The 15,919-nt window shown below is 29.3% G+C and carries 14 protein-coding genes; 5 read left to right on the plus strand and 9 right to left on the minus strand.

The genetic code is table 11. The features are described from left to right. Window positions 1-204 precede the first annotated feature (204 nt). The gene (locus CQA53_RS01450; protein ID WP_115542255.1) at window positions 205-1,284 is read left to right on the plus strand and encodes a radical SAM/SPASM domain-containing protein; all 1,080 of its coding nucleotides are present in this window, start codon (window positions 205-207) and stop codon (window positions 1,282-1,284) included. Between the two features lie 760 nt (window positions 1,285-2,044). Here the strand turns inward: CQA53_RS01450 and ftsH are convergent. The 3 genes from ftsH to CQA53_RS01465 all read right to left on the minus strand — a co-directional run bounded on the left by ftsH (window position 2,045) and on the right by CQA53_RS01465 (window position 6,811). Further along, window positions 2,045-3,955: an ATP-dependent zinc metalloprotease FtsH gene (ftsH, locus tag CQA53_RS01455; protein WP_181882312.1), complete on the minus strand. Its 1,911-nt coding sequence runs from the start codon at window positions 3,953-3,955 to the stop codon at window positions 2,045-2,047. A gap of 38 nt (window positions 3,956-3,993) precedes the next feature. Continuing rightward, the gene (locus tag CQA53_RS01460; protein ID WP_115542256.1) at window positions 3,994-5,343 is read right to left on the minus strand and encodes a 50S ribosomal protein L11 methyltransferase; all 1,350 of its coding nucleotides are present in this window, start codon (window positions 5,341-5,343) and stop codon (window positions 3,994-3,996) included. 115 nt (window positions 5,344-5,458) lie between these two features. Then, on the minus strand, window positions 5,459-6,811 hold the full coding sequence (locus CQA53_RS01465) for an MATE family efflux transporter (protein WP_115542257.1): 1,353 nt from the start codon (window positions 6,809-6,811) through the stop codon (window positions 5,459-5,461). A 346-nt stretch (window positions 6,812-7,157) separates the two neighbouring features. Here CQA53_RS01465 and CQA53_RS01470 point away from each other — a divergent pair, with 346 nt between their 5' ends. From CQA53_RS01470 to CQA53_RS01485, 4 genes are all read left to right on the plus strand, one after another. After that, window positions 7,158-8,525 carry a ComEC/Rec2 family competence protein gene (locus CQA53_RS01470; RefSeq protein ID WP_115542258.1) on the plus strand — a complete coding sequence of 456 codons (1,368 nt, stop codon included), beginning with the start codon at window positions 7,158-7,160 and terminating at the stop codon, window positions 8,523-8,525. A 270-nt stretch (window positions 8,526-8,795) separates the two neighbouring features. After that, window positions 8,796-10,049, plus strand: coding sequence for an SLAC1 anion channel family protein (locus CQA53_RS01475; RefSeq protein WP_181882313.1), 1,254 nt, complete (start codon window positions 8,796-8,798; stop codon window positions 10,047-10,049). 158 nt (window positions 10,050-10,207) lie between these two features. Next, the gene (purM, locus tag CQA53_RS01480; RefSeq protein ID WP_115542260.1) at window positions 10,208-11,218 is read left to right on the plus strand and encodes a phosphoribosylformylglycinamidine cyclo-ligase; all 1,011 of its coding nucleotides are present in this window, start codon (window positions 10,208-10,210) and stop codon (window positions 11,216-11,218) included. Window positions 11,219-11,295: 77 nt separating this feature from the next. Continuing rightward, window positions 11,296-11,640, plus strand: a complete 345-nt coding sequence (locus tag CQA53_RS01485; protein ID WP_181882314.1) for a hypothetical protein — start codon at window positions 11,296-11,298, stop codon at window positions 11,638-11,640. Window positions 11,641-11,803: 163 nt separating this feature from the next. Here the strand turns inward: CQA53_RS01485 and CQA53_RS01490 are convergent, their stop codons facing one another. From CQA53_RS01490 to lgt, 6 genes are all read right to left on the minus strand, one after another. Continuing rightward, the gene (locus tag CQA53_RS01490) at window positions 11,804-12,049 is read right to left on the minus strand and encodes an RNA recognition motif domain-containing protein (RefSeq protein WP_115542262.1); all 246 of its coding nucleotides are present in this window, start codon (window positions 12,047-12,049) and stop codon (window positions 11,804-11,806) included. 300 nt (window positions 12,050-12,349) lie between these two features. Further along, the gene (locus CQA53_RS01495) at window positions 12,350-13,312 is read right to left on the minus strand and encodes a hypothetical protein (protein ID WP_115542263.1); all 963 of its coding nucleotides are present in this window, start codon (window positions 13,310-13,312) and stop codon (window positions 12,350-12,352) included. Window positions 13,313-13,540: 228 nt separating this feature from the next. Next, a complete protein-coding gene (rsfS, locus tag CQA53_RS01500) occupies window positions 13,541-13,903 on the minus strand; it encodes a ribosome silencing factor (RefSeq protein WP_115542264.1) in 363 nt (120 codons plus the stop codon). A gap of 16 nt (window positions 13,904-13,919) precedes the next feature. Continuing rightward, entirely contained in the window at window positions 13,920-14,597 is a 678-nt protein-coding gene (nadD, locus tag CQA53_RS01505) for a nicotinate (nicotinamide) nucleotide adenylyltransferase (RefSeq protein WP_115542265.1), read from the minus strand. Beyond that, complete coding sequence (locus CQA53_RS12240; RefSeq protein ID WP_181882315.1) at window positions 14,594-14,758, minus strand: hypothetical protein; 165 nt, start codon at window positions 14,756-14,758, stop codon at window positions 14,594-14,596. Before CQA53_RS12240 ends, nadD begins: the two co-directional genes overlap by 4 nt. Then, the gene (gene lgt / locus CQA53_RS01510) at window positions 14,748-15,656 is read right to left on the minus strand and encodes a prolipoprotein diacylglyceryl transferase (protein WP_115542266.1); all 909 of its coding nucleotides are present in this window, start codon (window positions 15,654-15,656) and stop codon (window positions 14,748-14,750) included. Before lgt ends, CQA53_RS12240 begins: the two co-directional genes overlap by 11 nt. Window positions 15,657-15,919 lie beyond the last annotated feature (263 nt).

Consider the following 15,919-nt stretch of genomic DNA (forward strand, 5'->3'; position numbering starts at 1 on the left):
TATCAACATAGAGACTTATTTTTTATTCAATATAATATATTCTTACAAGAAATGTACATAAAAATTATTCCAATACTCAAGGGAATCTTTCAAATTGTTTGAAAATAATTTAGACACCATAAAAGAATATTTCATTATTTTTTCGATTTTATTTTTTTTTGTTGTATAATTTGGAAATCAAATTATAATGAGAGGATTGGTTTTATGTTTTCTATGTTTTCAATTTATAAACGCATGACTAGAATTGGCTATAAAAAGCATAAAGGTCGAATGAGAGAAGAGATTTTAAGGATTATTGATAATGATAGTTTTCTTTTAAGTGAAAGCTCCTTAAGAACATTGGGGGGGGGGGGTGAAACATTAAAAACACGTATATTAGAACTAACAACACCCATCAGTGATATACAAAAGCAAAAGGATATTTTAAAGCGAAATCTCATGCTAGTAGAAATAGAAATTGCTTCATTTTGTAATAGGAAGTGTTATTTTTGTCCTAATTCTTTTGTTGATAGAAGCAATAACATCGAGCTAGATGAGGGAATTTATCTTAAGATTTTAGGAAATCTAAAAGAGATTGATTATGACAAGGGGCTAAATTTTCATCGCTTTAATGAGCCTTTAGCTAATAAAGAATTGATTTTAAAACGAGTGAAACAAGCAAGGAGTTACCTGCCAAAAGCTCGATTTACTATCTTTACAAATGGTGATTATCTGACAAGGGAATATTTAGATTTACTAGCAGATGCCGGGATAAACAACATGATAATGTCATATTATTTTCCTAAGACACAGGAGTTTGATAGATTGTCTTTAAAAGATTCTATGCAGAAGATGGGTAAAAAGTTAGGTTTAGAATCTACGATAATACAAGATGATAATGCAAGGTATGCGTTACGACTTATATATGAAAGTATCAATATAACCTATCAGGCATGGAATCCAAAAGAAATTGCCTGTTCACGTGCTTCATCAGTAAAAGTGCGGAGTAGCAGAGCAAAACCAAACCTAGAATCTAGTTGCTATCAATCAAGTTTAGCTTTATATATAGATTATAATGGATTAATGATGCCTTGTTGCAACACACGAAGTGATGTAGATTTGCATAAAGACATGATATTGGGTGATTTACAAAAGGGCGATGTATTTAGTTTATTTTTTAGTGAGCATTATACAAATATGCGCAGACAGCTACTTTTTCAAACACCGCAAATATGCAATGATTGCAGTGATAGATGGAAAAATCTCTTTAACGATACCATGACATCAATATACTTAAACGATTGAGGTTGCATTGATAACAATCTCAACTACTTTAGATTTTTTTTGATTTTAATCAATATAGTCTTTTATTTTTTATAAAATATAAATTGAAAAATAAAGATTAAAAAATTTTAAAAGATATTTGAAATAAATAATAGTTTGCATAAGTTCTTTAATGTTTAATTGTTACTTGCAAAACCACGACAAAAAAATCCATAATGATTCATTCAATCCAAATACTTTTTACGATACATTTCTATTTGTATTTTAAAATTAAAACCATATTAAAATATCTTGATAGAACAAATACCATAAAGATAAAATCAAAAAAATACCAGTAAATTATGGAATCTAGAATCAAATCCCTTAAAATTAAAAAAGATTCCATAAACAAACCAAAAATACCTTTTAAAAACACATTAAAATATTATTTTGTGGTTTTAATCTTACCATATAATTCAAAGTTCAAACAATCATCATATAATTATAAAAATTATCACATGGACAACCTTTAAAGATTCTTTTGTAGTATCATATTTATCTTAATAGCAATGAATATAAAAAATAGTCAATATTGAAGTGAAATTACAATTTATTTTTTAAACTACAATAAAAATCAACTTTCTAAAAGAAACTCTAAAGCTTATCAATTAGCCTTTGCCATTTTAAAAACAGACAACAAATCCTCAAGTAGCCAATTTGGACATAATAAAAATTAAGTATAATAATCCTACAAAGAATTACTAAATTTACTAAGAAATAACTGAAGTGTTTCATTCTACTTTTATGCCTCTTCAATTGGAATTAAACGTGATTCCATATTATTATTTTTTTCAAAATCTATAATTATTTCACGTACGCGTTCACCTTCGATTACTTCTTTGTCTAAAAGCTCATTTGCCATAGCTTCGATTGCACCTTTGTAATCTCTTAAGGTTTGTTTAACATGAGTATAATGCTCTTCAAGTTTATTTTGAATATATGCATCAATCTTTTGTGCAGTCTCATTGCTATATTCTCGTGTATTACCACCACCTCCTAAAAATCTATTGCGTGCAGTAAAATCTTCTAATACCATAAGTCCAGACACATCTGTCATACCATAATAAACAATCATGTTTTTGAGAATGCCTGTAGCACGACGCAAATCATCTGAAGCACCATTTGATACCTCCTCCAAGAACACTTCTTCTGCTCCTCTTCCTCCTAAAAGGACATCAATTGTTGCCAACATTTCATGCTTTTGTTCTAAATGACGATTTTCCTCTGGAGTATGGAGCGTATATCCCAAAGCTCCCATACCGCGCGGAATGATAGAAACCTTATTTACACGATGTGCACCTTTTGTAACTTCACCCATAAGTGCATGTCCACTTTCATGATACGCCACAATACGTTTTTCTTTCATTGATAATCGACGCGATTTCTTCTCCAAACCAATCATTGTTCTTTCCATTGCTTCCTTAAAGTGTTTGTGAGAAACTTCTTTTTGATTCTCGCGTCCAGCAAGAAGAGCTGCTTCATTAATGATATTTGCTAAATCTGCCCCAGCCAATCCCGCAGTAAATTTTGCAATTTCATTTAAATCCACATCTTTTGCCAACTTGACACCTTTAATATGAACTTTTAGAATCTCGATTCGCCCTTTGAAATCTGGAGCATCAACTAAAACTTGCCTGTCAAATCTACCCGGTCTAAGCAGAGCTGGATCAAGCACCTCAGGTCTATTTGTTGCAGCCAACACAATAACAGGTGCATTACTCCCAAACCCATCCATTTCTGCTAAAAGTTGATTGAGTGTTTGCTCTCTTTCATCATTTCCACCAACCATAGAACCTGCTGCACGACTTTTTCCAATTGCATCAATTTCGTCAATAAATATAATACTTGGTGCCTCTTTCTTAGCCTTGTCAAAAAGATCACGCACACGACTTGCACCAAGCCCCACAAACATTTCAATAAAACTACTCCCACTCATTGAAAAAAATGGAACATTTGCTTCACCAGCCACTGCTTTTGCAAGGAGTGTTTTACCAGTTCCAGGAGGACCTACAAGCAAAACACCTTTTGGAATCTTTGCGCCAATAGCAGCATATCGTTCAGGATATTTTAAAAAATCCACCACCTCAACAACTTCTTCTTTTGCCTCTTTATTCCCAGCCATATCATCAAAACGCACATTAGGTCTTTCTGCGTTGATTAATTTGCTTGCATTACCTAATCCAAACATGCCACCACTCATATTTTTTTGCATACGACTTGTTAAGAAAATCCAAATTGCCATGATAATAAATACTGGCATAAGCCAACCAATCATATCTGTAAAGAAATTTTGTTCACTGAAACCACTATATTTCACTCGTTGCTCTTCTAAGAGCGGAATTAGTGTTTGATCTTGCACTTTTCTTGTTGTATAATAAATTATGGGTGTTGTATTTTTACTCACACCCTTAATGAGAGTTTGTCCGATAGAAACATTTTGAATTTGACCACTTTTTATAAGTTGTTTGAACTCAGAATACTCAATTGTTTGACTTATGCTATTGCCTCCCAAACGCCCAAAAAGACTTGAATCATCAGGAGAAAAAAGCTTAAATAAAAATATTCCCGCAATTCCTAAAGCTAAAAAAATAAGGATAGGATTTCTTGGATTTGGAGTAGGTTTTTTATTATTTGTATTATTATTGTTAATCATATTGCCCTCTTTAAAAAAATACTAAATTCTCAATTATATTATTTTTTTATAAACTTAAAGCTTATCCATTCATCAATTTGTTGTTTTTCCATCAATTTTAAACTAGAAAAACTTTCAATAATATCTTCCGAATATTCCTGCAAAATTCCAGAAAGAATAAGGATACCACCTGCATTAAGATACTTTATGAAATCATTTTTCAAAATCAGAATTATAGAACTTACAATATTTGCACAAATACAATCATATTTTATGATATTTGTTTCTTTTTCACAATTCCCTATACTTCCACACCAGATATGTTGATATGTTAAATGATTATTCTGAAAATTTATTCTGCTTTGCTGACACGCATAAGAATCTGTATCACATGCATAAACATTTGCCTCTAAACTCGCGGCTACAAGAGATAAAATTCCACTTCCACAACCAACATCAAGAAAATTTTTATTCTTGAGTTCTAAATCACTAAGAAAATGGATGCACATTGCTGTTGTTGCATGATGTCCACTACCAAAGCTTAGAGAAGGGTCAATCACAAGATTAGAGAAATTAGGATTCGTTCCATACCAACTTGGACGAATATAGAAACCACCGCATACAATGGGCTGGATACTTTGTTTATAGTCTTCAATCCAGTCTTTGTTTTGACAAACAAAGACATTTGTATTCATGAAAATATATACTGATTTTTGTGGATTTTTTTCTATTATTGTAGTGCAATCATCTTGTCGTTGTATTTTTTTTGTTTGCGATTGAATCGCACAAAAACGTTTTAAGCGATTAGAAATAAAACGCATTTTTTTAAGATTTTGTTGCAACTTTTTGTGTGTAAGAAAATGAAATTTTCGTTGCATAAGTTGCTTTGTTGCTAATTTATCCTGATACGAATACATATAAGGAATAGAATGTATAGAATCTTCAATAATGGAACAATTATAGTGGTGCATATTGGATAGAAAACTATCGGAACTACAATTCGCTTGTTCTATTTCCTGAATACTTTTAGAAGATTTCTGTTGTAGAGATTCTCCATATATAGATGGTATTGTAGAATATGAGAAACTCCTACCAGAATTATTAGATTCTAAACAATCAGAATCTTGCAAAGAATGAATTGTATATGTATTGTGCAAAATATTGGGATTTTCCGTATTATATATATGAGAATTATCATTACTGAAGGGTAATTGGATATGCAAAGATTCTTTTGAAATTTCAAGATTTTTTGCAAGAGTAATTATATGATTTTTGATTTGTTCGCAAATTATTGCAATCTCATCAAATGATTTATTGGTACGCCAAAGAATGTTGTGATCTTGTGGCAAAATTTTATTTTTATCAATTTTTCTCCCTTGTATTCTATAAGCAAGTTTTGATTTTTCCATAAAAAACCTTTCTATAAATAATGTCTTAATTGATTGAACTATGTCTATCCAAATTGAAGAGTAAAATAAAATCTGTCGTGATTAGAACACTATAAATTCTTAAATTTATATAAAATTATAATTCTTTTGGTTTCTTCCAAATACCACTTTTAAAAATCCAATAAAAAATTACTGCACGAATATAAGTCTCTAAAAAAATAATTAAAAAAAGTATATATAAACTCATCGCAAAACTTGAACAAATCCACATTGGCACAAGACGAAAAACTGAAATGCTTATTATATTGATTAATAATGGGATTTGCGTATAACCTGCACCACGTAACGCACCATCATATACAAAACAAAGAATTAATGGGGTTTGTGAAAGTCCAACAGCAAGGAGATAAACAATAGAAATCTGCACTGCTACAAAATCTTGCTGAATAAAAATATCTGATAAAGGTTTAGCAAAGACAGCTAATATTATGCCACATATTCCGAGCAATATGCTTGCTATTGTAGCAGAAAGTTTAGTATATTCATCTGCTAGTTTATAATTTTTTGCCCCAATGCTTTGTCCAACAAGACTCATAACTGCCACCATAAATCCAAAACCAGGAACGAACGAGAATCCTTCGATTTTTGTCCCCGCTTGGAATCCTGTCATTGCACTATCACCATACATATTTGCATATTGTCCAACAAAAATAAGCACCACATTGAGTGCAAGAATACTAAATGTGCGTTCAATTCCAGTTGGAATCCCAACTTTTAAAGCACTTATGAGAAATTTCCACTGAAATTGTATAATTAATTTTAGTTGAGTTTTTACAAAATAAGGCAAAAGTGATAGAATAAAAAGTTCAAGGTATGAAATTATAAGTGTTACATACGCTGCACCTCTTAATTCAAGTGCTGGAAAGCCAAATTTACCATCAATAAATATAAAATAACCAAGGATACTAAAACAAGTAAGCACTATTTTGATATAAAAAGGTCTTTTAGTATCTCCTGTGGCAGCAAAACCCGATATAAGAACATTTTTAATCATAATTGCTGGAATAGCAAAAAGAGTTAATGATACATACGAATAAGTAAGGGAGTAAAGCTCCTCGCTTAAATTAAATGTGTGTAGGTAAAAAGACAAACAAGCGAAAGCAAGAAATAAAACTGGTAGTGAAAAAATACTTGCAGCATAACTCATGGTAGAATACACAATATTCATTTCAGTATAATTTGTTGCCCCATATCGCCGTGACATAAGCACATTTGTGCCAATTCCAAAAATCGCACTAAGTGGGTAAAAAACGATAATATAATTTGCCCCTACTCCAAGTGCTGTAAAATTGAGTGGTGAAATATTACCTAGAAAAAAGAGTGCGATACCCATGCTAAGCATATCAAATGCAGATTGTAATCCACTAGGAATAGCAATATTTAATATTCGCTTGATTTTTATTCGTTGATGCAGTCGTAGAACAAACATTTTAATCCTTATTCTCTATTCTCTTAAAGCAAATATATGCTAAGTGTAGATTAAAAATATCTTGATATTGTAATATAAATGATTAAAAATTTGGTTTTTATAGAATCTGGTTGCAAGGTAAAACAAGAAACCAAATTGTATTTCAAGTAGTTAACTTAAAAGTTACACATAATTTGATTGTGAAAAGATTTTAAATATCGGTTATATTCTATACAAAGAGAAATTAATTACTTCCTTACTAACAATCATATAAATAATGATAATACTTGAATACCATTAAACAAAAGTAAGAATTTTCTATTTTCATGTTATTATTGCATATCTTAATCTTACAATAGAATCTCGTATGAATAATTTTTTATCAAAAAATATTCTTAAAAAAATGTTTTATTTTTTTAAGAATATTTATTATATTAATATTAGACAACAAAAAAATAATTATTTTTCTATACAAATACCATTTATACACTATTGTATTTCTTTATTGATATTGGGCTTGACACTATGCGGAAATCTTTATTATAAATACACTATTTTTATAGATCTTAAACAAGGCAGAAGTTTTGAAGCAACAATCATAAATCACTATCCAAAAAGTAAAGTGAGCGAAAGATTTAAATTTCAAGATTCTAACAGCAATGTATTTTATGGCACTTATCGTGGAAAATTTAAAAATATTATTGGAAAAAAGGCACAAGTATATGGAAAGATTTATCATTGTAGTTTTTTACAATTTTTAAAAAGTTGTAATATTTATAACTCTACTTTTTCTCTTCTCCCTATAGATAATGTAAAAAGAACCGCAACAAATTTTATTATGCAACAACACGAATATTTTTATGCGGCAAATCTTTATAATGCACTCTTTTTTTCACAACAACTTGCTAAACCAGTTCGTGACACATCAGTAGCGCTTGGTTTGGCACATTTAATAGCAATTAGTGGTTTTCATCTTGCTGCTTTAATGATAATATTTTATGCTCTTATTTCTCCGATTTATTTCTTTTTTCATCGTTTTTTTTGCTATCGTAATGCAATATTTGACTTGGGTTTTTTAGGACTTCTCTTTGCATTTTTCTATCTTGCATTAATTGATTTTGAACCAAGTTTTTTACGAGCATTTATTATGGCTTGTGTAGCATATTTTATAGTATTTAGTGGATTGAAAATTTTTAGTTTTATGAATCTTTTTCTTTGCGTTTTTCTCGCTTGTGCAAATAATCCGAGTCTTATTTTTCATATAGGATTTTTGCTTTCTGTAAGCGGTGTTTTTTATATTTTTCTTTTCGTGCAACATATAGAACCATATCTACGCTTACAAGGAATAATAAAAAGGATATGTATTGGTATTTTACTCTTTAATTGCATTATTTTTTTACAAATGATGCCTATCGTGCATTATGTTTTTCCATATTTCTCTCCTTATCAACTTATTTCAATTCCCTTAAGTATTGCATTTTTTCTACTCTTTCCATGTTTAATTTTCCTACATATTATTGGGCAAGGTTCATTATTTGATTCTCTTATTCTTTTAGTAGTAGAACATAAGTTTTTATTGTCTGAAGTTTATACACCGCTCTGGTTACTTCTCATATATATTTTTCTTACTTTATTATCTATTCGTTACAAAACTATATATTATATGACTATTATTCTTTCATTATTATTTTATTTTTGGAATCTTAAAATATTTTTTTATTATTTATTTGAATGATTTAAAAATCCTTTTGGTAACGATATAGAATTTACATTATGTGAAAAATCTCTAAAAATAAAACTATTTTTACCTATGCTGTTATTCTATAAAATAAACAAAAAAACATAATTTATACGCCATTTATACACTCTTGCTACTATTTCATGACAATTAGACTAAAAATGTATTATAACTACCACATTTTTTTTTGCTTAATTAACTTAAAGATAGAAACCATAAAGTATGATAAATATATCATACTTCAATATCATGATGTTAAGGAAGAATATGGAATCATACAACAATCAATATCTTCAAGACAATAAAGATTCTATACAATCAGAGGTTGTTACCAACACTAAATCTCAAGAAAAACTTAAAGAAAGGTTATTTTCATATTTACCAATCTCGCTTTTTGGTTCTGTCATGGGGCTAAGTGCTATGTCTATTGCATGGTATCTTGCAAAAGAAACTTTCAGCTTTCCAGAATCTCACCTCAAACCTTTTATTGAGAATTTTAGTATTTTTGCTTCTTCATTTTTTGGAATCCTAGCTATTCTTGCTTTTATAGTATTATTTATTGCTTATGGATTAAAGATTCTAACAAGCTTTCAATCCTTTAAGCAAGAATTTCAAAATCCTATTACGCGTCCATTTTTTGGCACTTTCGCTATTGCATGTTTATTGTTACCTATTGTATTATTACAAATTTGCAAGATTTTTCTTCAATACTTTTCAGTTACTGAAGTAGATAATATAGATCTTTTTGTTACCTCAGTGCTTACTTTTAGTATTCCATCGTTAGTATTGTGGGGATTTGGTATAATTCTTATGTTAAGCTTTGCCATTCATATATCAAGTTTTTGGATTTGTCATAAACATGAGATTACCCATATTACACCAGCATGGATTGTTCCTGTTGTTGGATTACTTGATATTCCTTTGGCTTTACCTTTTTTATTCAAGTCTGAATTTTTAGCATTTCAAGAGAATCTCACGATGTTGTGTCTTGCTGTTGGATTATTTTTTGCGATAATTTTAATTCCATTAATTTTAGCAAGAATTATATTTTTTGAAAAGCTACCTGACAAACTCATGCCGACACTTTTTATCTTACTTGCTCCATTTGGTGTGGGCATAAGTACTTATGCCATAGCATTTGGAATAGATAAGTTTGCTACAATGCTTTTCTATATAGGTTTATTCCTATTTTTTGCACTTTTACCTCAAATTTTTAAAGCTTATAAATGTTGCCCATTTAGAGTTACTTGGTGGGCTATTAGCTTCCCTTTTGCAGCTATGAGTATCGCCGCCTTAAAACTTACAAATCAAGCAAGAATAGAATATATCAATGGCTTATGTAAAACTCATACTCACGAAACATGCAACATAGTTCTAAACTATTCCAACATTAATTTTAATACAGCACTTTATAGTATCTTATCTCTATTTTTTATAATATCTTGTACTCTTGTGTTTCTATGGCTTATTTTTAGAACATTGCGTGGTATATTAAATGGAGAATTGCAAAATATGAGTTAAAAAGAGAGTTTTTATTTCATATATTCCACACAAACGAATAATTCCAAAAGATTTTTAGAAATTAAAGTTCATTTTAGTATTATTTCGATACAATTTATACCTGAGTATAATTATTGAAGTTTTTTAATCTTAAGAATATAAAGATTCTAAGGGAAAATATGGAAACCCTAAAATATAAAGATTTTGGTGTAGATATTGATTCTGGCAACGATTTTGTCAAAATATTAAAGCCACTTGTGCAAAATACTTTTAATCCCAATGTGTTGGGTGGACTTGGTGGATTTTCTGGTTGTTTTGAGATTCCAAAAGGTTATAAAAATCCGATTTTATGTGCAGCAACAGATGGTGTGGGGTCAAAACTAAGTTTAGCAATTGAATACAATAAATTAGAATCCATTGGTATTGACTTAGTTGCAATGTGTGTGAATGATTTAATCTGTGATTTTGCAAAACCAATGTTTTTCCTTGATTATTATGCAACACACAAGCTTATTCATACTGATGCTATTAAAGTATTAAATGGCATTGTTCAAGGTTGTAAAATGGCGGATTGTGCCCTTATAGGTGGTGAAACTGCGGAAATGCCAAGTATTTACCAAAAAGGAGATTTTGATCTTGCTGGGTTTGCTGTGGGCATCGCAGAAAAATCCGATATACTAAAACGTCAGAATATTCAATCTGGAGATATTATCTTGGGATTTGCTAGCAGTGGATTCCATAGCAATGGTTTTTCTCTTTTACGAGGCATTATTCAGAAAAAAAGTATCAATATGTTACAAAAAATTGGAGGTCAAACACTCATTGATTTAATTTTAAATCCTACAAAAATTTATGTAAAGGATTTTTTGCAACACAAAACAAAAATAAATGCTCTAGCACATATTACTGGTGGTGGAATACAAGAAAATCTCATTCGCATATTACCTGAGAATATGTGTGCTATTATAGATTCTGCGAGTATCCAAACGCCTGATTTTTTTAATATTTTTCTGCCTTATGTTCAACAAGACGAAGCTTTCCGTGTATTTAATATGGGGATTGGTATGGTAATTATTACTCCAAAAGAATATGTAGATTCTATTCTTCAAAACTCTATAACAGATAAATCACAACCATATATTATTGGACATATAGAAGAAGGCAAAAAAGAAGTTATTATAAAGCGATAAACATGAATTTCAGAATAGATTATAAACTTTATTTGTTCCTTATTGTTGTGATCTTTATAAGTTGTATCTTATATTTTTTGGTTTTTGATTCAATTAATCAATATCAACCAAATCGATTTACAACAATCATAGAAGATGGTAGTCTGCAAGCTGATAAGGATTTTGAAAACTTGGTAGAACAAATGCGTATGCAAGAAGAGTTAGAAAACATTAAAAATAGTGCCACTCAAGACTTTATTTTAGAAGCTTTTTCTAAAAATTTAAAAAGAATTGAAAATATTGAAAATAAAAAACAAGAACAAAAATATAATTCTCAGCCAAAAAGAAAAGAAGTAGAAGTAAAGGTTACAAATACAATACCCAATATAACACCAAAGACAGTTCCTTATCGTATGATACATACACACGAAATTAAAAATTAAATAGAATAGATTTAAATATACTCTTTCAACAGAGAAACTATTCCGCAAATAGAATCCAATTTCCATAAAGGCTTAACTTTGATTGATAATTGTTCGCATGAAGAGTAAAAATCAAATAAACCTTAAAACATTCTCTATTTATCTAAGCCCTTTTTTATCTTGTTTAAGGTTTTTGATTTGCCTCATTCACTTTCAGAATTCGACCCAAAAATGTTTCACCATTTAATGTGGCAATTGCTGTATTAGCATTTTCATCTTCCATTTCAATAAATGCATACCCCTTAAATTTTTTTGTAACTTTATCATTAATCATTACACTTGATAAAACTTCTCCAAATTGAGCAAATAAATCACGTATTTCCTCTTGTGTCGCCCTGTAAGGTAGATTACCAACATAAATACTTTTCATAGGATTCCTTCCAAAATAATAAATATAAATACACTAATTTCAACCAATATGAAACATTTTAGTTATATTCAATAAGTATTATACATTAAGTTTCCCACTTTATTCCTTTTTCTTTGATAAGAATCTTATATTCTTAATGTAGTAATTGTATTTATATTAATTTATGCCACTGATTATACGATATTCACATTTGCATTAAAGTAACATAATAATAAATAGAGGATACTGAATTCTTGTATAGCCCTATAAAATTAAAAAATTCGGAAATAGTGATACAATAAAACAAGATTGAACAAAGAACTAAAACCTATATAAAATTGAAATATCACTCTGCACATTCACTTCATAATATGAAAGCATATAAGAAATATTAGTTTTTGCTAAAATATGGAAGTTTTTATATTGTAGAATACCAATATTAATTTCAGCAAAGATTCCATTACTCATGCCCCCTTTATCATAAACAATTGTGCTATTACCAAGTATACCAACACTCGAACCAGAAACATTCAAATCACTTAATGCTCCAAGCAATAATCCACACTCAATCCATGGTATGTCCCAGATATTTTTTACTCCAATAATAGCATTCATGCCACCATCTATATAAGAATCTATACGATTTACGACAGGAAAAAATACATAGCTTTCAACACCAATGTATGGCATAAAAGAAAATTCACCATACTTAAGACTTCGTTTCCAACTATAACCATATTCAAAATTTAAAAGCAATGAATGCTCATTAAATTCACTATTCTTTTTACGTGGGATTCCAGCTCCATAGCCAATGTCTATGCCAATAGTATGATAACCTTTCAAAGTCTGACCAAATAAAATATCAAAATGCACAAATGTTCCAATACTAGCACCTTTGTCAATAGCACCAGAATTTTTACGCATTGTAACATCTGCAAAATTTATTTGGTAAGTAAAAATTGTATCAATTGTCTTTGCATTTTGCAAGATTCTATTATATTCAATACTTGCACCATGCAACAAAATATTAAAATTAGAATGACTCAGAAAAGAGTTAAGATAATGAAGAGAAAATCCAGATTTTGCACGTTCTTTATTGTTGGTATTTTGTTTTAAATTATTCAAAGCTTTGTCTATTCTTTGTAAAATCGGAGATTCTATAGAATCTACATCAAATGCCTCATCATGTAATGGCACAATAATATCAGCCCCCATAATGAAAGAAAAAGAGAAATATGTCATCATTGTCCCATTTATCAATTTATAAGAAACATTTGACTTCAAAAATAATCCTTACAATAAAATGACCAAAACTACATTCTAATAAAACATTATTGCATAACTTCAGAGATAACTTGATAAAAAATTAGAATCACAGCCTATATTCCTGTATTGCGAGAATATACTGAATTATTTTTTTTAAATTATTGGAATCTAAATTATTTGTAAAATTTTCATCAATTTATGGTTTATCCCAAAATCCCAATATAATTGATTTTACATTATTTCTTCTTATCCATTAAAACCATTCTTTGAAAAAGTTTTTTCCAAAAATTCCTCCAAATTATATTTATTGCGATGATTCTCTGTAAAGATATGCACAATAATTTCTCCAAAATCTACAATAATCCAATCTTCATTGTCTTCATCTATAGCATAGAATCTTACTCCCTTTGGCTTTAAATCATCTTTTAAATAATTTAATAACGATAAACCATGCTTTCCTGCCATTGATGTCGCAATCACTACAAATTGGGACAAATAGCCTTTATTTTGCAAATCTATAATTTCAATATGAGTTGCTTTCTTAGAGTCTAAAATTTCTACAATTATATTCACTAAATTTTGCCCTGATATTTCCTGTTTTTTTTCCATTATTATCTTCCTTTTTTTAATGGCTATTTGCTTTAAAATTATTCATTACCTCATCGCGAATTTCTTTGGGAATATTTTGTAAATACATATTTATATTTTGCATAATATGCGTTGATGAAATATGTTGGTTAAAATAAAAATATTGCATAATAATACCATGTTTGTTTGCAAAATCATAATACTTATCAGAATCTTTGTGTAGTGAATTTTGCAAACTAGATTCACTACATTGCACACATTGTTCCTTATATTTATGCTGTATTGCTTGTAATTCTTTATTATATTCGCAATCGCATATTTCTCTCTGAAAAACAAGAAATTCGACCATATTCTTTAATGCTTCAAACTCTTGCCATTGTGGTAATAAAAACAAATTATCAGCACCAATCACAAAAAAAATCCTCTCTGGACTATAATACTTCTGAAAATATCGAACACTTTGAATGCTTGGAGTTGATTTACCTTGCAAAATCTCATAATCACTACACAAAACTTTTGTATTATTTTTAAAAATCTTTTTAAGCCATTCTAAACGCTTTGAAGCTTGGAATCTATAAACTCTTTTAAAAGGATTGAGGTATGCTACAAGAATAATAAGTTGGTCTATATATGATTGTTTCAACAAAAACTCAACAATCTCTATATGGGCATTATGTGGAGGATCAAAGCTTCCACCAAAGATAGCAAGATTCACTTATTTTGTTCCTTTTGTTTAAGATTCTTTGCTTTTTTTGAAAGATAAAGAAAAATAAAAAATGAAATTCCAACAACGATGATAATTGTGCTAAAAGCTTCAAAATATGAAAATGGTTGGCTGAAATCAAATATTTTTTTTCCAAATACATCAAGATTCATCATTACTCCTTTGTTTTAAGATTTTTTGATTTTTGAGAGATTTTTGTTTAATATTATCTATTTTTGGCAAAGATGTTGATTTTTTTTGAATGATAAAAAATAAAACCAAACCAACAAGCATCATAACAAAACTAAGAATCTGCCCCATACTTAAATGTAGAAAATAATATCCCATTTGCGAATCTGCTTCTCTAAAATACTCCGCAACAAACCTCGCAACTCCATAACCAAAAGCATATACAACGATTAATAAACCATCTTTATGCAGTTTTTTTGATGCGTAAAGCACTATAAAAAACACAACAAAACCCTCTAAAAATGCCTCAATAAGTTGGCTTGGGTAACGCAATGCTCCATCAACAAAGATTCCCATAAAATGCAAAGATTCTTCTTCAATCGCACGACCAACAAGTTCTTTATTTAAAAAATTACCAATTCTACCAAAAATATATGCTAAAGGCACACTTAATGCAACTAAATCAAGTAAAATAAAAATATTCACTTTTTTAACATAACTAAAAATAAATGAAGCAAGTAAAAAACCAAAAACACCGCCATGATAACTCATGCCCGCAATACCTATAAATTCTCCATCAATATAAGGATTAAATGCTTCCCATGGATGTGTTAAATAATACAATGCAGAATCTGTATAAATAAAAAGATAACCAAAACGTGCACCAAGTATAATACCCAATTCAACCCACAAAAAATAACTGTCAATCATACTTGATTCTAAATTTTTAAAACGAGGTATTCTCCTTGCAAAATATTTTGCAAGAAAAAATGCAATTAAAAGTGCAGAAACATAAGCTAGAGCATACCAATGTATACTAAAACTACCAATTTGAAACGCTATTGGGCTAAAATGGGAATAGATTTCATTCCAAAAATTCATAATGCTATCCTAAAACTTCAAATATCAACTTCATATCAATATAAAAATCTTGTGTTTAATAAAAAATAGGAATCTCTCTTGTAATAGAAATTTCAATAGTAAATTTGCAACTAAATTTTAAGTTAAAATTATACAAAATATTCCAATATCTTTAGCAAATACCATAATCAATTCCGTAGAGTTTCATATTTTTTTAATTTTAATTCATTGCACTGATACAATCACTCCGTGAAATAAATCAAAAATCCTTGCAAACCTTAACT

Source organism: Helicobacter didelphidarum, from assembly GCF_003364195.1.
GTDB classification, from domain to species: Bacteria; Campylobacterota; Campylobacteria; order Campylobacterales; family Helicobacteraceae; genus Helicobacter_A; species Helicobacter_A didelphidarum.